This window comes from Streptomyces sp. NPDC056128 (assembly GCF_042263835.1).
In the GTDB taxonomy this organism is placed as follows: Bacteria; Actinomycetota; Actinomycetes; order Streptomycetales; family Streptomycetaceae; genus Streptomyces.
This window is the reverse complement of record NZ_JBHJVQ010000016.1, coordinates 70,797-97,261: the sequence shown is the minus strand read 5'-3', so window position 1 is coordinate 97,261 and position 26,465 is coordinate 70,797. Positions and strand designations below refer to the sequence as shown.

General features: G+C 73.4%; 17 protein-coding genes and 1 pseudogene. 7 read left to right on the top strand and 11 right to left on the bottom strand.

All coding sequences use genetic code 11. The features are described 5' to 3' along the window. Positions 1-6: 6 nt before the first annotated feature. From ACFC1X_RS26050 to ACFC1X_RS26035, 4 genes are read right to left on the bottom strand one after another with little or no spacing between them, the layout of a single operon-like run. Complete coding sequence (locus ACFC1X_RS26050; RefSeq protein ID WP_122616199.1) at positions 7-648, bottom strand: ATP/GTP-binding protein; 642 nt, start codon at positions 646-648, stop codon at positions 7-9. After that, positions 629-1,069: a DUF742 domain-containing protein gene (locus ACFC1X_RS26045; protein ID WP_122616198.1), complete on the bottom strand. Its 441-nt coding sequence runs from the start codon at positions 1,067-1,069 to the stop codon at positions 629-631. Before ACFC1X_RS26045 ends, ACFC1X_RS26050 begins: the two co-directional genes overlap by 20 nt. Continuing rightward, positions 1,066-1,569, bottom strand: a complete 504-nt coding sequence (locus ACFC1X_RS26040) for a roadblock/LC7 domain-containing protein (RefSeq protein ID WP_376357458.1) — start codon at positions 1,567-1,569, stop codon at positions 1,066-1,068. The genes ACFC1X_RS26045 and ACFC1X_RS26040 overlap by 4 nt, the downstream gene beginning before the upstream one ends. Further along, a complete protein-coding gene (locus ACFC1X_RS26035) occupies positions 1,566-4,397 on the bottom strand; it encodes a nitrate- and nitrite sensing domain-containing protein (protein WP_376357456.1) in 2,832 nt (943 codons plus the stop codon). Before ACFC1X_RS26035 ends, ACFC1X_RS26040 begins: the two co-directional genes overlap by 4 nt. A gap of 450 nt (positions 4,398-4,847) precedes the next feature. Here ACFC1X_RS26035 and ACFC1X_RS26030 point away from each other — a divergent pair, with 450 nt between their 5' ends. Beyond that, the gene (locus ACFC1X_RS26030) at positions 4,848-5,639 is read left to right on the top strand and encodes a protein phosphatase 2C domain-containing protein (RefSeq protein ID WP_376357454.1); all 792 of its coding nucleotides are present in this window, start codon (positions 4,848-4,850) and stop codon (positions 5,637-5,639) included. A gap of 16 nt (positions 5,640-5,655) precedes the next feature. On the opposite strand, the gene ACFC1X_RS26025 is transcribed toward ACFC1X_RS26030, so the two are convergent. Next, the gene (locus ACFC1X_RS26025) at positions 5,656-6,150 is read right to left on the bottom strand and encodes a MarR family transcriptional regulator (protein ID WP_355836399.1); all 495 of its coding nucleotides are present in this window, start codon (positions 6,148-6,150) and stop codon (positions 5,656-5,658) included. Positions 6,151-6,406: 256 nt separating this feature from the next. Between ACFC1X_RS26025 and ACFC1X_RS26020 the strand changes: the two are divergent. After that, positions 6,407-7,233 (top strand): annotated as a pseudogene (locus ACFC1X_RS26020) (lysozyme). 51 nt (positions 7,234-7,284) lie between these two features. Here the strand turns inward: ACFC1X_RS26020 and ACFC1X_RS26015 are convergent. After that, entirely contained in the window at positions 7,285-8,226 is a 942-nt protein-coding gene (locus tag ACFC1X_RS26015) for a DMT family transporter (protein ID WP_376357452.1), read from the bottom strand. Positions 8,227-8,295: 69 nt separating this feature from the next. Between ACFC1X_RS26015 and ACFC1X_RS26010 the strand changes: the two genes are divergently transcribed. Further along, the gene (locus ACFC1X_RS26010; protein WP_376357450.1) at positions 8,296-9,156 is read left to right on the top strand and encodes a LysR family transcriptional regulator; all 861 of its coding nucleotides are present in this window, start codon (positions 8,296-8,298) and stop codon (positions 9,154-9,156) included. 70 nt (positions 9,157-9,226) lie between these two features. Here ACFC1X_RS26010 and lon read toward each other — a convergent pair whose 3' ends face one another. Next, a complete protein-coding gene (gene lon / locus ACFC1X_RS26005) occupies positions 9,227-11,650 on the bottom strand; it encodes an endopeptidase La (RefSeq protein ID WP_376357448.1) in 2,424 nt (807 codons plus the stop codon). Between the two features lie 165 nt (positions 11,651-11,815). On the opposite strand from lon, the gene ACFC1X_RS26000 reads away from it, so the two are divergent. From ACFC1X_RS26000 to ACFC1X_RS25985, 4 genes are all read left to right on the top strand, one after another. Further along, positions 11,816-12,514, top strand: coding sequence for a spermidine synthase (locus ACFC1X_RS26000; protein WP_376357446.1), 699 nt, complete (start codon positions 11,816-11,818; stop codon positions 12,512-12,514). A 113-nt stretch (positions 12,515-12,627) separates the two neighbouring features. After that, positions 12,628-13,368, top strand: coding sequence for a response regulator transcription factor (locus ACFC1X_RS25995; protein ID WP_064729795.1), 741 nt, complete (start codon positions 12,628-12,630; stop codon positions 13,366-13,368). After that, the gene (locus ACFC1X_RS25990) at positions 13,365-14,489 is read left to right on the top strand and encodes a sensor histidine kinase (protein WP_376357444.1); all 1,125 of its coding nucleotides are present in this window, start codon (positions 13,365-13,367) and stop codon (positions 14,487-14,489) included. The genes ACFC1X_RS25995 and ACFC1X_RS25990 overlap by 4 nt, the downstream gene beginning before the upstream one ends. A 281-nt stretch (positions 14,490-14,770) precedes the next feature. Continuing rightward, on the top strand, positions 14,771-18,580 hold the full coding sequence (locus ACFC1X_RS25985; protein ID WP_376357442.1) for a multifunctional oxoglutarate decarboxylase/oxoglutarate dehydrogenase thiamine pyrophosphate-binding subunit/dihydrolipoyllysine-residue succinyltransferase subunit: 3,810 nt from the start codon (positions 14,771-14,773) through the stop codon (positions 18,578-18,580). 85 nt (positions 18,581-18,665) lie between these two features. Here ACFC1X_RS25985 and fxsT read toward each other — a convergent pair whose 3' ends face one another. From fxsT to ACFC1X_RS25965, 4 genes are all read right to left on the bottom strand, one after another. Continuing rightward, complete coding sequence (gene fxsT, locus ACFC1X_RS25980; protein WP_376357440.1) at positions 18,666-21,626, bottom strand: FxSxx-COOH system tetratricopeptide repeat protein; 2,961 nt, start codon at positions 21,624-21,626, stop codon at positions 18,666-18,668. Between the two features lie 102 nt (positions 21,627-21,728). Continuing rightward, a complete protein-coding gene (locus tag ACFC1X_RS25975) occupies positions 21,729-22,946 on the bottom strand; it encodes an FxsB family cyclophane-forming radical SAM/SPASM peptide maturase (RefSeq protein ID WP_376357438.1) in 1,218 nt (405 codons plus the stop codon). Next, a complete protein-coding gene (locus ACFC1X_RS25970; protein ID WP_307015085.1) occupies positions 22,943-23,095 on the bottom strand; it encodes a hypothetical protein in 153 nt (50 codons plus the stop codon). The genes ACFC1X_RS25975 and ACFC1X_RS25970 overlap by 4 nt, the downstream gene beginning before the upstream one ends. After that, positions 23,092-26,463 carry an SAV_2336 N-terminal domain-related protein gene (locus ACFC1X_RS25965; protein WP_376357436.1) on the bottom strand — a complete coding sequence of 1,124 codons (3,372 nt, stop codon included), beginning with the start codon at positions 26,461-26,463 and terminating at the stop codon, positions 23,092-23,094. Before ACFC1X_RS25965 ends, ACFC1X_RS25970 begins: the two co-directional genes overlap by 4 nt. Between the last annotated feature and the right edge of the window lie 2 nt (positions 26,464-26,465).

The window sequence follows — 26,465 nt, the reverse complement described above, 5'->3', positions numbered from 1 at the left end:
CGTCTCCTACTCGGGGGTTTCGTCGAGCGCGTGGCCCACGAGGGACAAGAGGGTCTCGATGGCCGAGATCCGACGGCGCGCATCCATGATCATTACAGGTATGTGCGCGGGGATCGTCAGCGCCTCCCGCACGTCCTCCGCCCCGAACAGCTCGCTGCCGTCGAAGTGGTTCACGGCGACGACGTACGGCAGTCCGCAGCTCTCGAAGTAGTCCAGGGCCGGGAAGCAGTCCTTCAGGCGCCGGGTGTCGGCCAGCACGACGGCGCCGATCGCGCCGCGCACCAGGTCGTCCCACATGAACCAGAACCGCTGCTGGCCCGGCGTGCCGAACAGGTAGAGCACCAGGTCGTCGTCGAGCGTGATGCGGCCGAAGTCCATGGCCACGGTGGTGGTGAGCTTGCCCGGGGTGGCGGTGAGGTCGTCGGTCTCCTCGCTCGCCTCGGTCATCAGCGCCTCGGTCTGCAGGGGCGTGATCTCCGAGACGGCGGTGACCAGCGTGGTCTTGCCGACGCCGAAACCGCCCGCCACCACGATCTTCGTGGCTATGGGCGCGCGGGTCGGGTCCGTCTGCCAGGGCTGTGCGGGCTCGTCGGGGTCGACGAGCGGGGAGACGCCGGAGGCGGCGGCGTCAGAGACGACGGAGTCCACTGAGCACCCTTTCGAGCAGAGCGCGGTCCGGGCGGCCCGTGCCGTGGCCGGTCCCGGTGCCGTACACACGGATCTTTCCCTGGTCCGCGAGGTCGCTGAGGAGCACGCGGACCACGCCGAGCGGCATCTTCAGCAGCGCGGCGATCTCGGCCACCGTACGCATACGGCGGCACAGTTCGACGATGGCCCGCATCTCCGGCATCACGCGGGAGGTCAGGCCGCCGTTCGTCAGTTCCTTGCGCTCCTCGGCGGCTTCGAGCGCGGCGGTGCCGGCCGTGGCGCCGACGAACGTCTCGACCAGCAGGACGTGGCCGAAACGGGTCCGTCCGCCGGTGAGCGAGTAGGGGCGTACGCGGGCGGGTTTGCGGTCGGCGCCGCGTACGGGGAGGTTCCCCCGGCTGTTCCCGGGACTGCTGCTCATCGGGGGCTCCCCGTCGACTCGGACTCCAGGGACTTCCGCAGCTCGCTGCGGAGTTCGGGCGTCAGGACGTGGCCGGCGCGGCCGACGAAGAGCGCCATGTGGTACGCGACGACGCTCATGTCGCAGTCCGCGGAGCCGTGCACGCCGAGCAGCGAGCCGTCGCTGATCGACATCACGAACAGGCTGCCCTCGTCCATCGCGACCATCGTGTGCTTCACCGGGCCGAAGTCCATCAGCCGGGCGGCGCCGATGGTCAGGCTGCCCACGCCGGAGACGACGGTGGCGAGGTCGGCCGCCGAGCCGCGCGGACCGGTGCGGGGCGCTTCGCGGACCTGCCGGGCCTCCTCGTTGCGACCGGGGTCGGAGGAGAGGAGCAGGAGGCCGTCGGAGGAGACCACCGCGACCGATTGGATGCCGGGCACCTCCTCGACGAGGTTGGTCAGCAGCCAGTGGAGATTGCGGGCTTCACTGCTCAGACCGAAGGTACTGGGCGCGGTCAACTGCTTGCCTCCTCGACGGTGCCCCCCGTGGCTTCTTCGGTTGTGTCCGCCGCGGCGATCTCCGCCTCGACGTCGCGTCGTCCGGCTTCCGCCCCCTGGCGGAATCCTCCCAGACGGCGGCGGAGCGCCTCGGCGTCGACGGAGCCCGAGGTGCGCGGCCGCGGTGCCGCCGCGGGTGTGCTGAGCTTCGGGGTCCGCTTGGGCAGGCCCTTGTCGGTGACGGGTTCGGCCTCGTCCGGCGCGCGGTCGTGGGCGTCGGGGCCGACGGCGTACGGGCCGGGAGCGGGCTCCGGGTCGGGAGCGGGCTCCGGGGCCGCGGCGGGCTCCAGGTCCGGTGGTCCGGCCTGGGCCGGGAGCAGGAGCGCCATCGTGGTGTCGTCGGGGAGGTCCCGGCCGGGGGCGGCGGTCTCGTCCCGGGTGCCGGGCGCGTCGGTGTCCGTTGCGGCGCTCTCCGCGACCGGTGCGCCCTCCGGTTCCGGCTCCGGCTCCGGTGCGTCCGGGGTGGCCGGTGCGGCGGGAGCGTCCGCCTCCGCGCGCCGTACCGCCTCCTCCGCCGAAGCCACCAGCGGGTCCGCGCTGTGCGCACCCTTCGTCGCGCGCCCGTGCAGGACGTTGGAGTTGGCCTCCGCGTCGGCGCCGGGCAGGGAGAAGGAACCCGTGCCGTCGGACACCGGCACGGTCGGGGCCAGTGCCGCCGGCGGGGCCGGTGCGAGCAGCGGAGCGGGCAGTACGAGGACGGCCGCGACCCCGCCCTGCTTCTGCTCCCGCAGCCGCACGCGCGCCCCGTGCCGGTGGGCGAGCCGGGCGACCACGTAGAGGCCGAGCCCGAGACCGTCCTCGCCCTCCTGGTCGTACGGCGCCTGCGGGTCGAAGTCGGTGAGGCGGGCGTTGAGCCGCTGGAGGCGGTCGGTGGCCATGCCGATGCCCTCGTCCTGGACGGAGAGCATCACCTCGCCGTTCTCCAGCAGCCAGCCGGAGACCTCGACGGGCAGGTCCGGCGGCGAGAACGAGGTGGCGTTCTCCATGAGTTCGGCGAGCAGGTGGGAGAGGTCGTCGGCGGCGAACCCGGCGACGTGCGCGTGCGGCGGCAGCGCGGCGATACGGACCCGCTCGTACCGCTCGATCTCGCTCACCGCGGCCCGGACCACGTCGACCAGCGGCACCGGTGAGGCGCTGTGCTGGACGTGTTCGGTGCCGGCCAGCACGAGGAGGTTCTCGCTGTGCCGGCGCATGACCGTGGCGAAGTGGTCGAGCTTGAACAGGGTGGACAGGCGGTCCGGGTCCTGCTCGCGCTCCTCCAGGCTCTCGATGACGGCGAGTTGCCGCTCGACCAGGCCGAGGGTGCGCAGCGCGAGGTTGACGAAGGTGCCGCCGATGCTCTTGCGCACCACGTCGAGGCGGGCGGCCGACTCGGCGAGTTCGGCGCGCAGTTCCTCGCGGGCGTCGGCCATCTTCTGGCGCTGGCCGACGAGGTGCTTGCGGTCGGACTCCAGCGTGTTGACCCGCTCGGCGAGCGTCGCGGCGTGCGCGTGCAGGGCGTTGACGGAGCGCACGACCTGGGCGAACTCGTCGTTGCGGCCGGTGAAGGCGACCGGCTCCTCGGCCGCCATGTCCTCCGCGCCGGCCAGCCGGGCCGATCCTCGGCGCAGCACCGACAGCGGGCGGGTGAGGGTGCGGGCCATGGCGGTGGCGATGCCGAGGGCGAGCAGGATCAGGGCGCCGAGGGCGGCGATCCGGATCTCCAGCGCGGTGACGTCGTCGTCGCGCAGCTGCTCCAGCGCCGTGGTGCGCTTCTCGTAGAGGGCGGACTCGGCGCCGCGCATCGCGTCGACGCGGGCGGAGAGCGCGGCGTCCAGCCGCTTGGCGCTGGTCCCGAGGTCGTCGTCGGAGAGCGTCGGTTCGTCGGTGAGTCCGGCGAGGTACTTCTCGGCGGAGTTGACCTCGGGTCCGGCGACGGTGGTGTCGAAGCTGCTCCGCGCCTCCTTGGGGGCGCCCTCGCGGAAGTCGGCGAGGGCGGCGTCGGAGCGCACCCGGGCCTGCTGGGCGGCGGCGGCGAGCGCGTCGCGCTGCTTGGCGTCCGCGTCCGAGGAGCTGGTCGTCTCGGTGGGCAGGCCGGTGATGGGGTCGATGACGGTCCGGGTGGTGCTGGGCACGGCGAGCGCCGCGAGCAGCAGGCCCCGGGTGGCGGCGGCCTGCTGGACGGCGGTGTCCAGTTCGGCCAGCGCGTAGGCGCCGGCGCCCGCGCGGGGCGGCATCCCCTCGGCCAGCTTCTCGGCCAGGGCGTGGAGTTCGGTGATGGCCTCGGAGTACGCCTGGTGGGATTCGAGGGCGGTGCTCTTGCCGGTGAGGGCGGCCCGGCGCAGGGCGGCGATGGCGTCCAGGTCCTCGCGCAGGGCGGAGGGCGTGTCGGTGTCGGCGCGCAACTCCTCGACCTGCCGGTCCACGCGGGCGCTGCGCTGCTCGGAGGGCGCCTTGTCCTCGGGCCGGCCGGCCGCGATGTAGGGGGTGACCTCGTCGCGCTCGTCGGCGAGGGAGTGGGCGAGGCTGAGCGCGCCCTGGGTGCGTTCGGCGAGCGTCACCAGTTCCTGGGAGTCGTGCAGTTGCCCGGAGGCGTTGACGACCGAGGGGGCACCGGCCGCGGCGACGGCGGCGGCCACGACCGCCACGGCGACGATGAGGCGGTTGCGTACGTGGGTGGGACGACCCTTGCCGACGGGGGTCTCCGGCGGTGCCGGGGTGGAGGTGCCGGGGGTGCGCTCCGCGCTCCCCGCGGGGGCCGTCTGCTTGTCTGTGCGACGAGGCCGCGTCTTCTGCACCGGTGCTCGCATTCCTCACTCGTGTACCCGTGGGCCCGGGTGGCGCTCCGTCAACTGGCCGGTCGGCGCAGGCATCCTCCGCCGAGCTCCGGGCCGTGCCCCGGCCGCCGGCAGCGCGTCGGGCGGGGAGACCGCGTGAGCGGGGCAGGCCCCCCACAGTTTCCCGACCCTCCCAGTGCCGGTGGGTGGTGAGCACGCATCATCCGACCCGCCACCCGAAGGAGTGAACCCCGGACGGGAGTTGGTGGGCAAGTTCCCCCGGCGCGTGCGACACGGGTGTGCGGCGCGCCGGTTGGACGTCTGCGACGGGCGGTGGCACTATGTGCCGCCACGTGTCGTCCGGGCATGTGATTCCACCCCAAATCAGGCGCCTGACCTGCATCGGCGCGTGGGTTCCGGGGGAATCCGTGGAGGGTGCCAGCCTTTTGCGGACGCTGTGAAGGGGTCGTGCAGACTGGCCGGATGCGCACCGAACTCGTCTCGGAACCCGGACTGGCCGACCACCCCAACGAGGACTTCGCGAGCGTCGGACTACCGGCCTCGGGACAGGGCGGCTCACTCGTCGTGCTGGACGGGGTGACGCCCCCGCGGACCGGGACGGGGTGTCTGCATTCCGTGCCCTGGTTCACGGCCCACCTCGGCGGCGCGCTGACCGAACTGACCGTTTCACTGCCGGATGTCCCCCTCGTCGACGCGCTGTCCCGCGCCATCGCGCGTACCTCCGCGGCACACGCGGAAACCTGTGACCTTTCTCACCCGCGCACCCCGCAGGCAACCGTGGTCCTCGCCCGCTGGTCCCCCGCCGAGGTCGAGTACCTGGTCCTCTCCGACTCCGCCCTGCTGGTGGAGGCGCCCGACGGCGCGGTCTCGGCCGTCCTGGACGACCGGCTGGCCCGGCTCCCCCGCTCGGCGCTCGCCACGGACGCGATGGTGGACGCCAACCTGCGCAACAAGGAGGGCGGTTTCTACACGGCCGCGGCCGATCCGGCGGTGGCGGCGCGCGCGGTGACGGCGGTGCTGCCGCGCGGCGAGGTGCGGACCCTGGCGGCGCTGACGGACGGGGCCGGGCGGTGGGTGGAGAAGTTCCGGGAGGGCGACTGGACGGACTGCCTCACGCTGCTGCGCAAACGGGGCGCGCAGGCCCTGGTGGATCGCGTACGGGAGCTGGAGCGGACGGACGCGGCGGGCGCCCGCGCGCACCTCGGCCGCAGCAAGACCCACGACGACGCGACGGTGGTGTACGCGGAGCTGTGACGCGCGGGGGCCGGGGCTACTTCTCCATCCCGCGGTTCAGTTCGTGCAGCAGGCGGGCCAGTTCCGAGACCTCGCGCGGGTCCCAGTCGGCGAGCCGGCCGGCGTAGCGGGCGCGGCGGGCCTCGCGTACCCGGCCGACGCGGTCCTGGCCCTCCGGGGTCAGGGTGACGAGCCAGGCGCGGCCGTCGGCGGGGTCGGGTTCGCGGGCGACGAGGCCGAGTTCCTCCAGGGCGCGCAGTTGCCGGGACATGGTGGCCTTGCCGACGCCGATGTAGGCGGCGAGGTCGGTGGCCCGCTGCCCGCCGCACTCGCCGAGCCGCACGAGGAGGCCGTACGCGGACGACTCCAGGTCGGGGTGGACCTCCCGGGCCATCTCGCCCTGGTTGGCCCGGGCGCGCCGCAGCAGCACCGTCAACTCCCGCTCCAGCGCAAGGAACTCCGGCTGGTTCACACCACTGCCGGCAAGCTCGGATTCGACTCCGCGACCGTCGCCGTTCCCGCTTTCGTGCACGTCAGCCCCTGCCTCGGTTCTTTTCCGGTTTTCCCGGTCCTGAAAGTTTCCGCCACGGCCCGCCATCGCCGCAGCTTGGCAAGTATTTCGCAGGCTTAGACCAACGGCAGCTTCCGGTCCCCCTTCCCACCTCCTGTTCTACGTGCGTAGCGTCTTCACCGGACCCCCGAATGGCATGCCCACGCCATGCACGGGTTCTCCTCCCCACTCGCGCATCCCCCACCGAGCACCACCACCGAGCCATCGGAGGCACGTCATGCTCGTGCACAGATCCGGATCGGCCCGCGGCCGGCGTCTCGCCGTCACCGGGATCATGCTCGCCGCCCTCTCCCTGGTCTCCGTCCTCCCCGCGCAGGCGGCGTCGGCCGCCGACACCCCGCCGCGCGGCTCGGCCCACATGGGCATGGGCGTCCTCGAACACGACGGGAGCCACGGCACCCCGGTCCCGGGCGACGCCGCCCAGACGGAGGGCGTCGACGTCTCCAGCCACCAGGGCAACGTCGCCTGGTCGACCCTGTGGAACAGCGGGTCAAGTGGGCCTACGTCAAGGCCACCGAGGGGACGTACTACACCAACCCGTACTTCGCCCAGCAGTACAACGGCTCGTACAACGTCGGGATGATCCGCGGCGCCTACCACTTCGCCACCCCGGACAGCGCGAGCGGCGCCGCCCAGGCGAACTACTTCGTCGACCACGGCGGCGGCTGGTCCAGGGACGGCAGGACGCTGCCGGGGGCGCTCGACATCGAGTGGAACCCGTACGGCGCCGCCTGCTACGGCAAGACGCAGAGCCAGATGGTCTCCTGGATCCGCGACTTCCTGAACACGTACAAGGCCCGCACCGGCCGTGACGCCGTGATCTACACGGCCACCAGCTGGTGGACCCAGTGCACCGGCAACTACGGCGGCTTCGCCGCGAACAACCCGCTGTGGATCGCCCGGTACGCCGCGTCGGTGGGCACGCTGCCGGCCGGCTGGGGCTACTACACGATGTGGCAGTACACGTCGTCCGGTCCGACGGTCGGCGACCACAACAGGTTCAACGGCGCGCTCGACCGCGTGCGGGCGCTCGCCAACGGCTGACCCGGCGTCGGCGCCGGCCGCCCGGGGTGGGGCGACCGGCGCCGGCCCGCGTCACCGGCCCCGGTCGCCGTCCCCCGCTCCGCGCCTCCCCGTCCGCACCGCGCCGACGCTCGCCGCCACCACCAGCGCGACGGCCAGGCACTGCGGCAGGGAGAGGCCCTGGTCCAGGACGAGGAAGCCGGCCAGCGCCGCGATCGCCGGGGCCAGGCTCATCAGGACCGCGAAGGTGGGTGCCGGGAGCCGCCGCAGGGCCAGGAGTTCCAGGGTGTAGGGCAGTCCGGAGGAGAGCAGGGCCACGGCCGCGCCGAGGCCGAGCACCGACGGCTGGAGCAGCGCCGTACCCGCCGACCCGATCCCCAGCGGGAGGCTCAGCAGCGCGGCCACGGTCATCGCCAGGGCCAGCCCGTCGAGGCGGGCGAAACGGGCGCCGGCCCGCGCGTTGAAGACGATGTACGCCGCCCACATCGCACCCGCGCCCAGGGCCAGGGCGACGCCCGCCGGGCTCAGTTCGGCGAAGCCCTCGTGCCCGAGGAGGGCGACCCCGGCGAGGGCCAGCGCGGCCCAGACCAGGCTCAGTGCGCGACGGGCGCCGAACACGCTCAGGGCGAGCGGGCCGAGTACTTCGAGGGTGACGGCCGGGCCGAGCGGGATCCGTTCGATCGCCTGGTAGAAGAGGAGGTTCATGCCGCCCAGGGCCACCCCGAACGCGGTGACGACGGCCCAGTCGGAGCGGCTGTGGCCACGCAGGCGGGGACGGCAGACCGCCATCAGCAGCAGCGCGGCGAGCGTCACCCGCAGCGCCACCACGCCGAAGGCACCGGCCTGCGGAAACAGCAGGGCGGCCACGGCCGAACCGAACTGCACGGAGACCGTGCCGGCCAGCACCATCGCGATGCCGGTCAGGCTGCCCGCGCCGGGCGGGGCGACGGCGGTGCGGGAGGTGGGTGTGACCGCGGGCTGCGCGGCGAGGGCCGCGGGGGTCGTCTCTGCCATGGCCCCCACGCTAGGAATCCGGGCGCGGCCCGTGAAATGCCTGTTGGTCCGCGGTTATGCTCATGAGGCATGACCATGGAGCTGCGCCACCTGCGGGCCTTCCTCGCGATCGCCGAGGAGGGCACGATCACGCGCGCCGCCGCGCGCCTGCACACCGGTCAGCCCGCGCTGTCCCGCACCCTGCGCCAGTTGGAGACCCACCTCGGCACGCGCCTCGTGGACCGTTCCACGCACCACCTGGAGCTGACGGCCGCCGGCCGCGGCTTCCGGGACCGGGCGGCGGCCGCGCTGGCCGCCGTGGACGCGGTGTTCGACCCGCGCTCGCTGGGCGCGCTGCCGCTGCGCCTCGGCCACCCCTGGGCGGCGCTCGGCGACCACACCGTCCCGCTGCTGCGCCGCTGGGACGAGGAGCACCCGGACGTACCGCTGGAGCTGCGCCGGATCGACGACCGCACGGCAGGGCTGACCCGCGGCGAGGTCGACGTGGCGCTGCTGCGCGGGGCGCTGGACGCGCCGGGACTGGTCACGGAGCTGCTGAAGCGGGAGGAGCGGGTGGCGGTGGTCCCCGCGGACAGCGAGCTGGCCGGACGGGAGACGCTGACGCTGGCGGACCTCCGGGCGTGGCCGATCGCCCTCAACACGGTGGCCGGGACCACCACCCTCGACCTGTGGCCGCCGGAGGTGCGGCCCACGGCGACGATCGAGGTCACCAACACGGACGAGTGGCTGACCGCGATCGCCGCGGGCCGGGCGGTCGGCGTCTCGACCTCGGCCACCCCGCGGCTGCACCTCCACCCCGCGATCGCGTACCGGCCCCTGACGGACGCGCCGCCGGTGCCCCTGGTGCTGGCCTGGAAGCGCGGCGTCCCGGCCCACCCGGCCATCCCCGAACTGGTCCGCCTGGCCCGCGAGGTGGTCCCGCGGGGGTAGGACCCCAGGTACGGCGAAGGCCCGGGCCCCCTCACAGGGTCCGGGCCTCCGTCTCATCCGGCAGCGTCCGTCACGCCGCGACCGGAGTCGTGCGCACCGCCCCGTTGGTCGCGGGGGCGAGCGCCAGTTCCAGCACCTGCCGGACGTCGCTGACGGCGTGGACGTCGAGCTTGTCCAGCACCTCCGCCGGGACGTCGTCCAGGTCGGGCTCGTTGCGCTTGGGGATGATCACCGTGGTGACCCCCGCCCGGTGCGCCGCGAGCAGCTTCTGCTTGACCCCGCCGATCGGCAGGACGCGTCCGGTCAGCGACACCTCGCCGGTCATCGCCACGTCGGTGCGGACCAGCCGGCCGGACAGCAGCGAGGCGAGGGCCGTGGTCATGGTGACGCCGGCGCTCGGGCCGTCCTTGGGGACCGCGCCCGCCGGGAAGTGGATGTGCGCTCCCCGGTCCTTCAGGTCGCCCACCGGCAGTTCCAGCTCGGCGCCGTGGCTGCGCAGGAAGCTCAGCGCGATCTGCGCCGACTCCTTCATCACGTCGCCCAGCTGACCGGTCAGGGTCAGCCCCGCCGCGCCCGTCTCCGGGTCGGCCAGCGACGCCTCGACGTAGAGGACGTCGCCGCCCGCGCCGGTGACCGCGAGGCCGGTGGCCACGCCGGGCACCGAGGTCCGCCGCTCGGCCGGGTCCTGGGCGGACTCGGGCACGTGGTGCGGCCGGCCGATCAGGGCGCGCAGGTCGGCGTCGGTGACGGTGAACGGCAGCTCCCGCTCGCCCAGTTCGTGCTGGGCCGCCACCTTGCGCAGCAGCCGGGCGATCGACCGCTCCAGGGTGCGCACGCCCGCCTCACGGGTGTACTCGCCCGCGAGCTTGCGCAGCGCGCCCTCGTCGACGGTGACCTCCCCGTCGTCGAGTCCGGCCCGCTCCAGCTGGCGCGGGAGCAGGTGGTCACGGGCGATGACGACCTTCTCGTCCTCGGTGTAGCCGTCCAGGCGGACCAGCTCCATGCGGTCGAGCAGCGCCTCCGGGATGGCCTCCAGGACGTTGGCGGTGGCGAGGAAGACGACGTCGGACAGGTCCAGCTCGACCTCCAGGTAGTGGTCCCGGAAGGTGTGGTTCTGGGCCGGGTCGAGGACTTCGAGCAGGGCCGCGGCGGGGTCACCGCGGAAGTCGGAGCCGACCTTGTCGATCTCGTCCAGCAGGACGACCGGGTTCATCGACCCCGCCTCCTTGATCGCCCGCACGATCCGGCCGGGCAGCGCGCCGACGTACGTACGCCGGTGGCCGCGGATCTCGGCCTCGTCGCGGACCCCGCCGAGGGCGACGCGAACGAACTCGCGGCCCATCGCGTGGGCGACGGACTCGCCGAGCGAGGTCTTGCCGACGCCGGGCGGGCCCACCAGGGCCAGTACGGCACCGCCGCGCCGGCCGCCGACCACGCCGAGGCCCCGGTCGCCGCGCCGCTTGCGCACGGCGAGGTACTCGGTGATGCGCTCCTTCACGTCCTCCAGGCCCGCGTGCTCGGCGTCGAGCACGGCCTGGGCGCCCTGGATGTCGTAGGCGTCCTCGGTGCGCTCGCTCCACGGCATCTCCAGGACCGTGTCGAGCCAGGTGCGGATCCAGGAGCCCTCGGGCGACTGGTCGGAGGACCGCTCCAGCTTGTCGACCTCCTTGAGCGCGGCCTCGCGGACCTTCTCGGGCAGGTCGGCGGCCTCGACACGGGCGCGGTAGTCGTCGGACTCCGCACCGTCCTGCTCGCCGTTGATCTCGCGCAGCTCCTTGCGCACCGCGTCGAGCTGGCGGCGCAGCAGGAACTCCCGCTGCTGCTTGTCGACGCCCTCCTGGACGTCCTTGGCGATGGTCTCGGCGACGTCCTGCTCGGCGAGGTGGTCGCGCAGCTGCTGGGTGGCGAGCTTGAGGCGGGCGACCGGGTCGGCGGTCTCCAGCAGCTCGACCTTCTGCTCGGTGGTGAGGAACGGCGAGTAACCGGAGTTGTCGGCCAGCGCGGAGACGTCGTCGATGGCCTGGACGCGGTCGACGACCTGCCAGGCGGCGCGCTTGCGCAGCCAGGCGGTGGCGAGCGCCTTGTACTCCTTCACCAGCTCGGCGACCTGGCCGGGCAGCGGGTCGGGCACGGTCTCGTCGACATGGGTGCCCTCGACCCAGAGCGCGGCGCCGGGGCCGGTGGTGCCGGCGCCGATCGCCACCCGGCCCCGGCCGCGGATCAGCGCGCCCGGGTCGCCGTCGGCCAGCCGGCCGACCTGCTCGACGGTGCCGAGGACGCCGGTGGCGGCGTGGGTGCCGTCGATGCGCGGGACGAGCAGGACCTTGGGTTTGCCGGGCTCGGACCGGGCGGCGGCCTGGGCGGCCTCCACCGCGGCCCGTACCTCGGCGTCGCTCAGGTCCAGGGGGACGACCATGCCGGGCAGGACCACGTCGTCGTCGAGCGGCAGCACGGGCAGGGTGAGCGGTGTGAAGGCGGCGGACTCAGCAGCCATGATCTCCCCTTCGGCAGTCAAGTTGAGTTACATCGACTCAATGAAAGGGAGTCCCCGATTGTTCCCCCGAGGCCGTTCGCTGTGAGCGATCAACGGTCGGGGCGCCCGGAGCCGGTGCAGGAAAAGCGCTCCCGGCCCGCGCGGCATTCCTGCCAGGATGGGCCGATGGCCATCACTTCCCCCGACTTCCGCGAGGCCCCCGAGGTGCTGGACCGGCGTGAGGGCCCGTACGGCGAGGTCGTCCTGCGCCGGCACGGGGCGCTGCTCCAGATCATCGCGAACGGCTGCTTCCTGATGGACACCTCCGACGGGCGCTCCGAGCGGCGGCTGGTCGACGCGGCGGCCGACGCGCTCGCCGGGTCCGGCGGACCGGCCGCGCCGCACCTGCTCATCGGGGGACTCGGCGTCGGCTTCTCGCTCGCGCACGCGGCGGCCGACCCCCGCTGGGGCCGGATCGCGGTCGTCGAACGCGAGCCCGCCGTCATCGACTGGCACCGCGACGGGCCGCTCTCCGCGCTGTCCGGGCGGGCGCTGGCCGATCCGCGCGCGGAGATCGTCGAGACGGACCTGGTGACCTACGTCAATGAGACTTCCGACACGTACGACGCGCTCTGCCTGGACATCGACAACGGCCCCGGCTGGACCGTCACCGAGGGCAACGACGGACTGTACGGACCGTCCGGACTGGCGGGCTGCGCACGGCTGTTGAGGCCCGGCGGGGTACTTGCCGTATGGTCTGCGCAGCCCTCTCCGGAATTCGAAGAAACCTTGCGTAATGCCGGTTTCCAGCAGGTGCGTACCGAAGAGATCCCCGTTGCCCGGGGCGTTCCGGACGTCGTCCACCTCGGCGTCGGTCCTGGATAGCAATGCCGTGGGGACTCCCCGTACGCTGCTGCTCTGACACGGATCATTCAAGCGTCAATCGCAGTCATGGGATCACCCCACGGATTCCGGAAAGCACACCTCAGGGGCGGGCGATGGAGCAGACACAGACCTCCCACAACGGCTCGGCCGCGGCCACCCAGGGCGCACAGCGCCGGGTGCTGGTGGTCGAGGACGACCAGACGATCGTGGACGCCATCGCGACCCGCCTGCGCGCGGAGGGGTTCCTGGTGCAGACGGCGGGCGACGGTCCGTCCGCCGTCGACACGGCCGAGGCATGGCAGCCGGACCTGCTGATCCTCGACATCATGCTGCCGGGCTTCGACGGCCTGGAGGTCTGCCGCCGTGTGCAGGCCCAGCGGCCGGTGCCGGTGATGATGCTCACCGCGCGCGACGACGAGACGGACATGCTGGTCGGGCTCGGCGTGGGTGCCGACGACTACATGACCAAGCCGTTCTCGATGCGCGAGCTGGCCGCGCGCGTGCACGTGCTGCTGCGCCGGGTGGAGCGGGCCGTCGTGGCCGCCTCGACGCCGCGCAGCGGCATCCTGCGCCTCGGCGAGCTGGAGATCGACCACGCGCAGCGCCGGGTGCGCGTGCGCAGCGAGGACGTCCACCTCACCCCCACCGAGTTCGACCTGCTGGTCTGCCTGGCGAACACCCCGCGCGCGGTGCTCTCCCGTGAGCAGCTGCTGGCCGAGGTGTGGGACTGGGCGGACGCCTCCGGCACCCGGACCGTGGACAGCCACATCAAGGCGCTGCGCCGGAAGATCGGCGCCGAGCGCATCCGTACGGTGCACGGCGTGGGCTACGCGCTGGAGACGCCGACGCCATGAGCCGAGGGCGGGAGGCCGCACGGAGGAGCCCCGGCCCCCGAAACTCCGGGGAGCCCTGGGGCGGCGTACGCCCGTTCTCGGTCAAGACCAAGCTGGGCGCGCTGGTCGTCACGTCGGTGCTGATCACCACCGGTCTCTCGGTGATCGCGGTGCACACCAAGACGGAGCTGCGCTTCATCACGGTCTTCTCGATGATCGCCACGCTGCTGATCACCCAGTTCGTGGCGCACTCGCTGACCGCGCCGCTGGACGAGATGAACGCGGTGGCCCGGTCCATCTCGCACGGCGACTACACGCGCCGAGTGCGCGAGAACCGCCGCGACGAGCTGGGCGACCTGGCCGTCACCATCAACCGCATGGCGGACGACCTGGAGGCGCAGGACCTCCAGCGCAAGGAGCTGGTCGCGAACGTCTCGCACGAGCTGCGCACCCCCATCGCGGGCCTGCGCGCGGTGCTGGAGAACATCGTCGACGGCGTCACCGAGGCCGATCCGGAGACCATGCGGACCGCGCTCGGCCAGACCGAGCGGCTCGGCCGGCTGGTGGAGACGCTGCTGGACCTCTCCCGCCTGGACAACGGCGTGATACCGCTGCGCAGGCGGCGCTTCGAGGTGTGGCCGTACCTCTCCGGCGTGCTCAAGGAGGCCAACATGGTCGCGTCGGCCCGCGCGGGCATCGCCTCCGGCTCGGGCAACCACACACGTACCGACGTGCACCTGGCGCTCGACGTCTTCCCGCCGGAGCTGACCGCGCACGCCGACCCCGAGCGCATCCACCAGGTCGTCGCCAACCTCATCGACAACGCGGTCAAGCACAGCCCGCCGCACGGCCGCGTGACGGTCCGGGCGCGCCGCGGGGAGCTGCCCGAATCGCTCGAGCTGGAGGTTCTCGACGAGGGTCCCGGCATTCCGCGCTCGGAGTGGCGCCGGGTGTTCGAGCGGTTCAACCGGGGTTCGGTGTCCCGGCCGCACGGTCCCGGCAGCGACGGCGGCACCGGTCTGGGCCTCGCGATCGCGCGCTGGGCGGTGGATCTGCACGGCGGCCGGATCGGCGTGGCCGAATCCGAGCGCGGCTGCCGGATTCTCATCACTCTTCCGGGCCTGCCGTCGACGCCGGGTTGACGTAGGGTTCGAAGCGGAGCTTCAAGATCCACGAGTATCCGCCCTGGCGGACACGTGTGATCAGGGACAGGCCCGCGTTTTCCCGGCGCCGGGTCCCGCTCCGCCCTTCCCACGCGCAGCAGAACCTCGCTTGTTTCCCGCCATTTCCAGCGCCGAAACACCGTCTGCAATGTGACTTACGCGACGATGAACGGGCCCGACCTGACCTTCGGGGTCGGCAAGGCGTAGCCTTGATTCCCGCTGTCCACCATCTTGTGAAGCGGAAGAGGGCGGTTCTCGCCGTGTCGCCACAGTCCCCCAGTAACTCGAGCATCTCGACCGACACCGACCAAGCGGGCAAGAACCCCGCTGCCGCGTTCGGTGCCAACGAGTGGCTCGTTGACGAGATCTATCAGCAGTACCTCCAGGACCCCAATTCCGTGGACCGAGCCTGGTGGGACTTCTTCGCCGACTACAAGCCCGGGGCGCCCGCGGCCCAGGCCGCCGCCCCCGCGGCCACGGCCACGGACTCCGGCAGCGCGCCACAGGCCGCCCCCGCACCACAGGCGCAGGCTCCCGCCCCGGCCCAGCCGAAGGCGGCCGCCCAGCCGGCCGCCCCCGCGAAGCCCGCCGCCGCGGCTCCCGCGGCTCCGGCCGCCAAGCCCGCCGCCGCGCCGGCCAAGCCCGCGGCCCAGCCGCAGGCGAAGGCCGCCGCGCCCGCGAAGGACGCCGCCACCGCCACCGAGGGCCCCGAGCTGGTGACCCTGCGCGGCCCGGCCGCCGCGGTCGCGAAGAACATGAACGCCTCGCTGGAGCTGCCCACGGCCACGTCCGTGCGCGCCGTCCCGGTGAAGCTGCTGTTCGACAACCGCATCGTCATCAACAACCACCTCAAGCGGGCCCGGGGCGGGAAGATCTCCTTCACGCACCTGATCGGCTACGCGATGGTGCAGGCCATCAAGGCCATGCCGACGATGAACCACTCGTTCGGCGAGAAGGACGGCAAGCCGACCCTCGTCAAGCCCGCGCACGTCAACCTCGGTCTCGCCATCGACCTGGTCAAGCCCAACGGCGACCGCCAGCTGGTCGTCGCGGCGATCAAGAAGGCCGAGACGCTGAACTTCTTCGAGTTCTGGCAGGCCTACGAGGACATCGTCCGCCGCGCCCGCGACGGCAAGCTGACGATGGACGACTTCTCCGGCGTCACGGTCTCCCTGACCAACCCCGGCGGCCTCGGCACCGTCCACTCGGTGCCGCGCCTGATGCCCGGCCAGTCGGTCATCATGGGCGTCGGCTCCATGGACTACCCCGCGGAGTTCCAGGGCACCAGCCAGGACACCCTGAACAAGCTCGGCATCTCGAAGGTCATGACGCTCACGTCGACCTACGACCACCGGGTCATCCAGGGCGCCGCCTCCGGCGAGTTCCTGCGCCAGGTCGCCAACCTGCTCCTCGGCGAGAACGGCTTCTACGACGAGATCTTCAAGGCGCTGCGCATCCCCTACGAGCCGGTCCGCTGGCTCAAGGACATCGACGCCAGCCACGACGACGACGTCACCAAGGCCGCCCGCGTCTTCGAGCTGATCCACTCCTACCGGGTCCGCGGCCACGTCATGGCCGACACCGACCCGCTGGAGTACCAGCAGCGCAAGCACCCCGACCTGGACATCACCGAGCACGGGCTCACCCTGTGGGACCTGGAGCGCGAGTTCGCGGTCGGCGGCTTCGCCGGCAAGTCCCTGATGAAGCTGCGCGACATCCTCGGCGTGCTGCGCGACTCGTACTGCCGCACCACCGGCATCGAGTTCATGCACATCCAGGACCCGAAGCAGCGCAAGTGGATCCAGGACCGCATCGAGCGCTCGCACACCAAGCCGGAGCGCGAGGAGCAGCTGCGCATCCTGCGCCGGCTGAACGCGGCGGAGGCCTTCGAGACCTTCCTGCAGACGAAGTACGTCGGCCAGAAGCGCTTCTCCCTGGAGGGCGGCGAGTCCGTCATCCCGCTGCTCGACGCGGTCATCGACTCGGCGGCCGAGTCCCGCCTGGACGAGGTCGTCGTCGGCATGGCCCACCGCGGCCGGCTGAACGTGCTGGCCAACGTCGTCGGCAAGTCGTACGCGCAGATCTTCCGCGAGTTCGAGGGCAACCTCGACCCGAAGTCGATGCACGGCTCCGGTGACGTGAAGTACCACCTGGGCGCCGAGGGCACCTTCACCGGCCTGGACGGCGAGCAGATCAAGGTCTCGCTGGTCGCCAACCCCTCGCACCTGGAGGCGGTCGACCCGATCCTGGAGGGCGTCTCGCGCGCCAAGCAGGACATCATCAACAAGGGCGGCACGGACTTCACCGTCCTTCCGGTGGCGATCCACGGCGACGCGGCCTTCGCGGGCCAGGGCGTGGTGGCCGAGACCCTGAACATGTCGCAGCTGCGCGGCTACCGCACCGGCGGCACGGTCCACGTCGTCATCAACAACCAGGTCGGCTTCACCGCCGCCCCGGAGTCCTCGCGCTCCTCGATGTACGCCACCGACGTGGCCCGCATGATCGAGGCCCCGATCTTCCACGTGAACGGCGACGACCCGGAGGCCTGCGTCCGCGTGGCGCGGCTGGCCTTCGAGTTCCGCCAGGCGTTCAACAAGGACGTGGTGATCGACCTCATCTGCTACCGCCGCCGCGGGCACAACGAGACCGACAACCCGGCCTTCACCCAGCCGCTGATGTACGACCTGATCGACAAGAAGCGCTCGGTGCGCAAGCTCTACACCGAGTCCCTCATCGGTCGCGGCGACATCACCCTGGAAGAGGCCGAGCAGGCGCTCCAGGACTACCAGGGCCAGCTGGAGAAGGTCTTCACCGAGGTCCGCGAGGCGGCGTCCCAGCCGGCCGCCGCCGAGCCCTCGGAGCCGCAGGCCGAGTTCCCGGTCACGGTGAACACCGCGGTCACCGCCGAGACGGTCAAGCGGATCGCCGAGTCCCAGGTCAACATCCCCGACCACGTCACCGTGCACCCGCGGCTGCTGCCGCAGCTGCAGCGCCGGGCGGCGATGGTCGAGGACGGCACGATCGACTGGGGCATGGGCGAGACCCTCGCGGTCGGCTCGCTGCTCCTGGAGGGCGTCCCGGTCCGGCTCTCCGGCCAGGACTCGCAGCGCGGCACCTTCGGCCAGCGCCACGCGGTCGTCATCGACCGTGAGACGGGCGACGAGTTCACGCCGCTGCTGTACCTGTCCGAGGACCAGTCCCGGTACAACGTCTACAACTCCCTGCTCTCCGAGTACGCGGTGATGGGCTTCGAGTACGGCTACTCGCTGGCCCGCCCCGACGCGCTGGTGATGTGGGAGGCGCAGTTCGGCGACTTCGTCAACGGCGCGCAGACGGTCGTGGACGAGTTCATCTCGTCGGCCGAGCAGAAGTGGAACCAGACGAGCGGTGTGACGCTCCTGCTCCCGCACGGCTACGAGGGCCAGGGCCCGGACCACTCCTCGGCCCGCCCGGAGCGGTTCCTCCAGCTCTGCGCGCAGAACAACATGACGGTCGCGATGCCGACCCTGCCGTCGAACTACTTCCACCTCCTGCGGTGGCAGGTGCACAACCCGCACCACAAGCCGCTGGTCGTCTTCACCCCGAAGTCGATGCTGCGCCTGAAGGCCGCGGCCTCGAAGGCGGAGGAGTTCACGACGGGCCAGTTCCGCCCGGTCATCGGCGACGACTCGGTCGACCCGGCCGCCGTCAAGAAGGTCGTCTTCACCGCCGGCAAGGTCTACTACGACCTCGACGCCGAGCGGAAGAAGCGCGGGGTGACGGACACGGCGATCATCCGCATCGAGCGCCTGTACCCGCTGCCGGGTGCCGAGCTCCAGGCGGAGATCGCCAAGTACCCGAACGCCGAGAAGTACCTGTGGGCCCAGGAGGAGCCGGCGAACCAGGGTGCCTGGCCGTTCATCGCGCTCAACCTGATCGACCACCTGGACCTGGCGGTCGGCGCGGACATCCCGCACGGCGAGCGCCTGCGCCGGATCTCGCGCCCGCACGGCTCGTCCCCGGCCGTGGGTTCCGCCAAGCGGCACCAGGCCGAGCAGGAGCAGCTGGTGCGTGAGGTCTTCGAGGCCTGATCGCACACGGAGGCGACAGGAGGGGCCGGTCCCGGGAACGGGGCCGGCCCCTCCGGCGTCCCGCGGTCGTCCCGCGCTCCGGCCGTCAGATGGGCTGGGGTTCGAAGTCCCAGTAGGGGTGGTGCCGTTCCTGGATCTGCCGGACGTGCGGATGGTCCGCGCCGAACAGGGCGGTGAGCCTGGCGTCCACGTCCCGGCGCAGGGCCTCGGCCTCCTCGCGCTCCCCCAGGGCCGCCAGGTCCAGCGCCAGTCCGGCCCGGAGGCTGACGGTGAGGACGTGGTTCTCGCCCAGGGCGCGGACGGACCGGGCGCAGGCGTCCCGGCCCAGGGCGGCCGCGGCGTCCCGCTCCCCGGCGCCGGCGAGCGCGGCCACCTCGTTCTTCGCACAGCCGACGGACCAGGGATGGTCCCGGCCCACCGCCTTCTCCATCCGCGCGGTGCACTGCCGGGAGAGTTCCAGGGAGGCGCGGGTCTCGCCCGAGTCGCGCGTGATCACGGCCACGTTGTCCCGCGCCCCCACGGTGTACGGGTGGTCCTCCCCGAGCTGCGCCGCGTAGTGCGTCGCGGTGGCCTCGGCCAGGCCGCGGGCCTCCTCCGTCTCCCCGAGCTGACGCAGCAGCATCGCGTAGTCGCAGGAGACCAGCAGCGACTCGGGGTGCAGGGCGCCGCGCCGGCGCAGCAGCTTCTGCCGCACGCCGCGCATCATGGCGTGGGCGAACTGGAGGTCGCCGACCCGGCGGGAGCACAGGGCGAGGTTGTGCTCGGCGTGCAGGGTCTGGCCGTGGTTGCGGTCGAGGACCTGGCTGTGCAGGCGGGAGTTGTGCCCCTGGATCTCCAGCGCCTCGCGGTAGTTGCCGAGCAGTCGCAGCATCCAGGCGGTGCGCAGCGCCGAGTTGAGCGTGAGGGCGTCCTTGCCGCCGAGCAGTTCCACCCGGGCCTCGAAGATCCGGCGGTGCAGGGCGAGGGACTCGGTGTAGTGGCCCTGGAGGCCGAGGGCCATGGCGAGGTTGCTGCGGACGGTGAGGGTGCGCGGGACCTGTTCGCCGCCCAGCTCGACGGCCGCGGTCCGGGCGGCCTCCTCGAACAGGGCACGCGCCTCCGCGTACCGGCCGAGGGCCATGAGCGTGCCGCCCAGCCCGTCCTTGGCGCGGATCAGCTCGATGGGGCGGACCCCGGTCGCGGCCCGCAGCCGGCGGATCGTCTCGCGTCCGGTCGCCTCGGCCTCCGCGTACCGGCCGAGTCTGCGCTGCATGTTGGCGAGCTGGTGGACGGCGACCAGGACGGCCCGGTCGGTGTCGCCCGAGGTCTCGCGCCAGCGTTCCACGGCCCGCCGGCTCAGCCGCCGGCCGTCGTCGTACTCGCCGCGCATCCGCAGGTACTCGATGCAGTTCAGGACGAGGTCGCGGACGTCCTCGTCGGACGAGTCCAGCGCCCCGGCGGGCTCCAGGTGCGGGATGAGCGCGCCGTAGCGGGTCCAGTTGCCCGGCGCGGAGGAGTCGCGGGGGTCGGCGGAGACCAGGAGCCGGCGGGCGGCCGCGAAGTGGCGTTCGGCGTCCTCGGGCGACTGGACGTACCGGACGTAGCGGTGGAAGAGCCGGTGCATGCGCAGGGTGCCGACGGTCTGGGTGTCGAGGCGCGGGCCCTGCTCGTACTCGATGCGCATGGAGGTGATCTCGGAGAGCTTGCGCAGGGCGGAGTTCCAGCTGCTGGGCTCGGCGACCAGTTCGGCCAGTTCGGGCGGCAGGTCGGTGTGCCGGGCGGTCTGCAGCAGCCGGACCGGGACCACTTCGGGGGAGAAGCAGACCAGCAGGTTGAGCAGGTGCCAGGCGGGTTCGGCGCCCTCGCGCAGGGTGTTGAGGAGCTTGGCCCAGGCGACCTGGAAGCTCTCCGGATAGTCGCGGGAGGGCATGTGGCCGAAGCGGTCCGGGCTGCCGTCGCGGATGTCGCTCACGTACTCGTCCACGGACATGGCGGGGTTCGTGTCGAGCCAGGCGGCCGTCTGGTCGAGCAGCAGCGGCGTGTCCTCGACGGCGTCGGCGAGCCGGTCGGCCTGGTCGGTGCTGAGCCGGGCGGTGCGCCGGGCCACGAAGGCGATGCTCTCCCGGCGTTCGAAGACCGGGACCTGGAGGGTCTCGCCCTGTGCCGCCCACTCGGTGCGGTGCGTGGTGACCAGGACGTGTCCGCGTCCCTCGGGCAGCAGGTCGAGCACCTTCTCGGGGTCGCCCGCGCCGTCCAGCACGAGCAGCCAGGGGCGGGCGGTGCGGTCGAGTTCCCGGCGTACGGCCTTGATGGTGGCGGCCAGGTCCCCGGCGTCCCGGAGGTCCAGTTCGGGTGCCAGGTCGGCGAACTGCGAGCGAGCCATGACGCGCTGGGCGGCGGTGATCCACCAGACGATGTCGTACTCGCCCGCGAACCGGTGGGCGTACTCCAGGGCCAGCTGCGTCTTGCCGACGCCGCCGGGGCCGCGCAGCGCGAGGACGGCGCCGTCGTGTCCGGCGCCGGTGAGGGCCTCGTACATCCGCTCCAGGAGTTCGGTGCGGCCGATGAAGCGGCGGTTGCGGCGCGGGACGTGCCACACCTCGGGCGGGTCGTCCGGGAAGCGCGGTCCGCGGCGCAGGTCGACGAGGAGGCCGGGGGCCGGGATGCCGGCGCATTCCAGGACGCGGGCGCGGGCCACCTCGGGCCGCAGGCCGCGCAGTTCGACGGGGGCGAGGGGTACGACCTCGGCGGGCAGCGGCTGCGCCGTGACGCTCACGGCGGCGACGCGGTCGCGGATGTCGGGCAGCACCTCGCGGAGCACCGCGGCCCAGGCCTCGAACCGCTCGGTGCCCAGCCGCTCGTACCAGTCGTCGATGACGAGCAGGATGCGGCCGGGGGCGCCCAGCAGGTCGGTCAGGGCGTCGGCGGTCGGCGGGCGGCGCAGCGGGTTCCAGCGCACCAGGGTGGTGGTCCGGCCGGCGGCGCGGACCTGGTGGTCGATCCACTTGGCCCAGGATTCGCTCTGCCCGGCGAAGACCACCGTGACGTGTCCCAGCTCCGTCACCATCTCGCAGTCCCCTCAGCTGAAACCTGGTCACGACTGAGCACAGGTTAGTCAATTGTGCGTCAAAGCGGCTTGTTGTGTGCGGAGTTGGGCGTGACGTCCCGTTCATGTGCCGGTGCGGACGGTTTGTTCCAGCCGGTGTGCGGCGTGCCGGATCAGCCGCTCCAGGTCGGCGCAGTACACGCTGGGGTGGCGGAAGCCGGTACCGGGCGCGTACCGGTGCACGTAGTTGCCGCCGCCGCACACCCGGACCACCGGGCAGCCGCGGCAGTCGGCGGCGAGGGCGCGCTCGCCGAGCTGGCGTGCGGTGACGCCCGGGTGGCGCAGGACCGTGTCGAAGGAGTGCCGGAACACGTCGAGTCCGGTCTCGGCGGCGCCCCGGTAGGCCGACCTGAGCGAGTCCACCTGCTCGATGGTGCCGTCGGTCTCGACGACGACGGCGGCGACCGGCGACAGGCCCACGGCCTCGGCGGCGCCGGGCGAGCCGAGCAGCAGGGCGGCGATCTCCTGGAAGAGCCGTACGCGGGTGCGCGGCCGGCCCCCGTCCCACCAGGCGTCGAAGACGGTGGCGAGCCAGTCGCCGTAGGGCGTGGGCGCGGGACGGTGCCTACCGGGGCGGCCGCCGCGCAGGCCGGGCGGCGGCCGGTCCCAGTTGGCGTGCGGGAGGAGGAGGTCGAGGCGGGGCGGGGCGAGTTCGAGCAGCGAGTGGTAGACGTCGAGCGGGTCGGCGGCCAGGTCGACGGTGCACAGGATCCCGGCGTACGCGTCCGGGTGCGCGGCGAGGCGGCGGGCGGTGGCGAGCGCGGCGGGCCAGGCCGGCCGGCCCGCGTGGTCGACCCGGCGCCCGTTGTGGGCGGCGCGGCCGCCGTCGAGGCTGAGGCCGACCCGGATGCCGTCCTCGGTGAGCTGTTCCAGGGCGCGCTCGGTGAGGCGGGTGCCGTTGGTCTGCACGGTGGCGGTGACCCGGCAGCCCTCGGGGACGGCGAGGCGGACGGCGCGGGCGTAGGCCAGGACGGGGGCGGGGCCGGTGAGCAGGGGTTCGCCGCCGTGCAGTTCGACGCGGACGTGGTCGAGGCCGTGGGCGCGGACGTGCTCGGCGATGCGGGCGGCGGCCCGGTCCATGGTGCGGGCGTCGGTACGGGCCGGGCGGTCCCGCCAGCCGCTGTCCTGGCCGCGGTAGAGGTAGCAGTAGGTGCAGTCGAGGTTGCAGCGGCCGTGCACCTTGAGCACGAACTGCCGCAGGGGTGTGGGGACGTGGTCCGCGGCGTCGAGCCCGGTGTGCGGCCAGACGGGGTGGGCGGGCGGCCGGGGCCGGGCCGTCACGGCGCGTCCTCGTAGTGGGCGACGACGGTGGTCTCCCCGTCCCGGACGCGGAGTTCGGCGAGGACCGCGGCGAGCACCGGATGGTCGGTGCGGGCGGGGCGGTGGAGGACGGGCAGGGGTATCTCCGTCTCGTCGGTGGGGTCACTCACGCGTCGGCCGTTCCGGAGGTGAGGCGGAGGATGTCGGTGCGCAGCCGCCCCGCGAGGGTGACGTCCGTGGTCAGACGGAGGGCCTCGCGGTAGTCGGCGAGGGCGGGGCGGGTGCGGCCGAGGCGTTCCCGGGCGCCGGCCCGGCCGCGCAGGGCCAGAGCGGTCAGGCCGTCCGCGTCCGCCTCCCGGGCGTGCCCGACGCCGCGGGTGAAGTGCTCCACGGCCTTGTCCAGGTGGTCGGCGGTGCCCAGCCGGTCGTGCAGGTACTCGGCGACGGTGCCGCGCAGGATCAGGCACAGCGCCAGGAAACGCGGCTCCTCGGAACCGCGGACCGCCTCGCCCAGCAGCCAGTCGGCCTCGTACAGGTCGGACAGCACGTGCGCGTGCCGGTAGCGCCCGACGTGGGCGGCGGCCAGCAGGTGGCGGCGCGAGGGCAGTTCGGGGTCGTCGGGGAAGGTCTCGTCGACGGCCCGGCGCAGGGCGTCGACGGCCCGGTGGGCGTCCTGGGGTGCGTCGTGGTGCTCGCCGCGCCGGTGCAGCGCGGTGCCGTGGTCGGTCAGCACCGCGGGCAGCCGGGGGTCGTCCTCGGGCAGCAGACGTACGGCCGTGTCCCAGGCGTCCACGGCCCGGTCCAGCAGGGCGGGGTCGCCGGTGCGTTCGTAGCCGTCCCAGTGGGCGCGGGCGGTGCGGGTGTGGCATTCGAACCGCAAGTCCGTGTCGTGCCCGGCGGCCTCGGTGGCCCTCTCCAGCGCGTGGATCAGCAGACGGTGGCCGCCGCGGTCTTCACTCGTGATCCAGGAGAGGCCCATCGCGGACGCCAGGTCCAGCCAGGCCCGGCAGCGCTCGGCGCCCTGGAGGAAGTCCTCTCCGCCGTGCGCGGCCTTGGGGTTCTGGTGGGCCACCCCGTCATAGAGGTCATCGATGGCCGAGGCGGCCGCGGCCCGCGCGAGGTCCAGCTGGACGACCGAGGCGGGAAGCTGCCCCTGGCCGGCGAACTGGCGCGCCAGATCGAGCCAGAGGCGGCCCCGCTCCACGCGGGTGGCGTGGGAGGCGGACAGGTTGACCGCCGTGGTGGCCGCGTCGAGGGCTCGGTACAGGTGTGCGCGGTACCACTCCTCCGGTCCGCCGCCGTCCGGATAGGGGCCGTCCGGCCCATGCCGAGCCGCACCCGCCAGCGCGATGAGGCGGCGCAGGTCCATCAACGCCCGGGCGCTCGCGTGGAGCCGGTCCTCGTCCTCGCCGGGCGTGTCCAGCACGGCCTGGAAGTCCCGGTCGGCGAGAAGTAACAACACCGCCCGGGCGAACTCCACCGGGTCCTGGCCGCCCCGCGCCACGTCGACGGCCCAGTCCCGCAGGTCGTCGCCGATCCCCGGGAACCCGATGCCCTCCTCCCGCAACGCGACGGCCTGGTCCCGGACGACCGTGCCCCGCAGGAACCTCCCGCGCCCCGTGAGCCCCGGCAGCTCCGCCAGCGCCTCCCAGGCCTCCCGCAGGTCCTCACCGTCCGCGCCCGCCTGCCACCGGCGCAGCAGCGACAGCGCCAGTTCCTCCGCGGCCTCCACGCGCCGCTCCCCCGGGCCCGCGGCGGCGAGTGCCCGGCGCAGATGGCCGACCGCGTCGTCCAGGGCGCGGGTCAGCCCCTCCGCCTCGAAGCGGGCCTGCGCCTCTCGCCCCCGCTCCAGCAGTTCCGGCACGCTCAGTTCGGGGCCCGCGGCCGGTCGCGGCATCCGCGCCCCGAGGTCCCGCAGCACCTCCGCCGAGACCTCGGCGAAGGCGCGCAGCCCGGCGGGCTCGTCCGGGCCGGGGCCGGTGACGGGCGCCAGCCCCTCCCCGGGGGTGACGGTGCCGCGCAGGTACGCCCCGGCCAGGGCCGGGAAGTTGCGCACGCTGCGGCCGAAGCGGCGCTCCACGTACTCGGAGCAGTGCTTGAACAGCAGCTCCACGTCCTCGACCGTCAGCCGCGTCCGCAGCTCGGTGGCGACGTCCGGCAGGAAGGCGTACCGCACGGCCTTGGGATCGTCGGCGTCCGGGCGGCGGCGCAGCAGCCCGCCGAGCAGCACCTCGGAGAGCACGTCGGGGCCGCTCCCGGCGAGCATCGCGTGCTGGACCAGCTGCATCACCGGCAGGTAGAGCGGCACCGCGGACAGGTACACGGCGAGGCGGCGGGCCTCCGGGGAGGCGGGGCGCCAGAACGCCCGGACCCGGTCCGCGCCGCCCAGCTCCTCGGCGGCGCGCACCGGAGCGGCGGAGGCGGAGTGGTCGGCGCGCACCCAGCCCGCGGCGGCGGCCAGGGACTGCCCGGTGGCGCCGGACACCAGCCGCGCCCAGCCCTCCACCGACGGCCGGCGCAGCGCCAGTACGGGCACCGGCAGGGCACCCCGCTCGGGTCCGCCCCGGTCGGGGAGGAACTCCAGCGCCCCGGCCGGGCCCTCGCGCCGGTGCAGCAGTCCGCGGCGGGCCGGGAGGTGGGTGCGGACCCACATCCGCTGCGGCAGCGGCTGGACGACGGCGACGGGCGCGGTCGCCGCCCAGCGGTGCAGCAGGCGCTGCATGCGGCCGCTGCGCCACATGGGTCCGGCGCAGTCGCTGAGCACCAGGGTCACGCGGCGTCCCGTCGGGTCGCTGAGCTGCTCGGGCGCGTGCAGCGGGCCGCCGGTCCCCGGCCGGGAGGAGCAGCCGGGCAGGCCGCCCGGTCCTTCGTGCAGGTACTGCACGGCCAGCTCGCGGAACGCGCCGGCGCGGGCGCACACCTGGCGCAGTTCGTCGAGGGCCTGCTGCCAGACGACGGTGGAGGTCGAGACGTCCATCAGGAGCAGCAGCCGGGCTTCCCGGCGCCGGTCGGTGCGCAGGACGGGCAGGACGAGTCCGGACTCGGCGGCCCGTTCGGCGGTGGCCCGTTCGTCCAGGGTGCGCGGGACCGGGCGGACGGGGGCGCGGTAGCGCTGGAGGGGCCGCAGGCCGCGCTGGAGGGCGAGGGGTTCGGGCAGGGCGGGCGCGGCCGGGACCCGTATGGGGGCCAGGGCGCCGCCGGTGCCGCCCTCGCCGGTGCCGGCGCCGTCCCCGGCGCCGGGGGCGAACAGCCAGGCACTGTCGGGCGGCGTGGTCTCGCCGTGCGCGGCGGGCGGCACGGGGGCCCGTGGCGGGGCCGCGGTGCCCGGTCCGCCGGGCGGGTCACCGGCGGGGCGGTCCGCGCCGGGGGCGCCGGGCGCCTGCGGACGGGCGGGGCCGGGCAGCCAGCGGGCCAGCCACAGCGCGTCCGCCAGCTCCTCGACGCCCGGCCCGATCCCCGCGTCCCGCATACGCGAGACCAGCGCGGCGAGCACGGGTGCCGCGCCGTCGGCCGGGGGCGGGGGTTCCTGGGCGGCCATCG

Coding starts and splice junctions, on each gene's coding strand:
- fxsT (WP_376357440.1), bottom strand. CDS start 21,626: ATGGTGACGGAGCTGGGACACGTCACGGTGGTCTTCGCCGGGCAGAGC.
- ACFC1X_RS26015 (WP_376357452.1), bottom strand. CDS start 8,226: ATGGCAGAGACGACCCCCGCGGCCCTCGCCGCGCAGCCCGCGGTCACA.
- ACFC1X_RS25990 (WP_376357444.1), top strand. CDS start 13,365: ATGAGCCGAGGGCGGGAGGCCGCACGGAGGAGCCCCGGCCCCCGAAAC.
- lon (WP_376357448.1), bottom strand. CDS start 11,650: ATGGCTGCTGAGTCCGCCGCCTTCACACCGCTCACCCTGCCCGTGCTG.
- ACFC1X_RS26035 (WP_376357456.1), bottom strand. CDS start 4,397: ATGCGAGCACCGGTGCAGAAGACGCGGCCTCGTCGCACAGACAAGCAG.
- ACFC1X_RS25995 (WP_064729795.1), top strand. CDS start 12,628: ATGGAGCAGACACAGACCTCCCACAACGGCTCGGCCGCGGCCACCCAG.
- ACFC1X_RS26045 (WP_122616198.1), bottom strand. CDS start 1,069: ATGAGCAGCAGTCCCGGGAACAGCCGGGGGAACCTCCCCGTACGCGGC.
- ACFC1X_RS26010 (WP_376357450.1), top strand. CDS start 8,296: ATGACCATGGAGCTGCGCCACCTGCGGGCCTTCCTCGCGATCGCCGAG.
- ACFC1X_RS26000 (WP_376357446.1), top strand. CDS start 11,816: ATGGCCATCACTTCCCCCGACTTCCGCGAGGCCCCCGAGGTGCTGGAC.
- ACFC1X_RS25965 (WP_376357436.1), bottom strand. CDS start 26,463: ATGGCCGCCCAGGAACCCCCGCCCCCGGCCGACGGCGCGGCACCCGTG.
- ACFC1X_RS26030 (WP_376357454.1), top strand. CDS start 4,848: ATGCGCACCGAACTCGTCTCGGAACCCGGACTGGCCGACCACCCCAAC.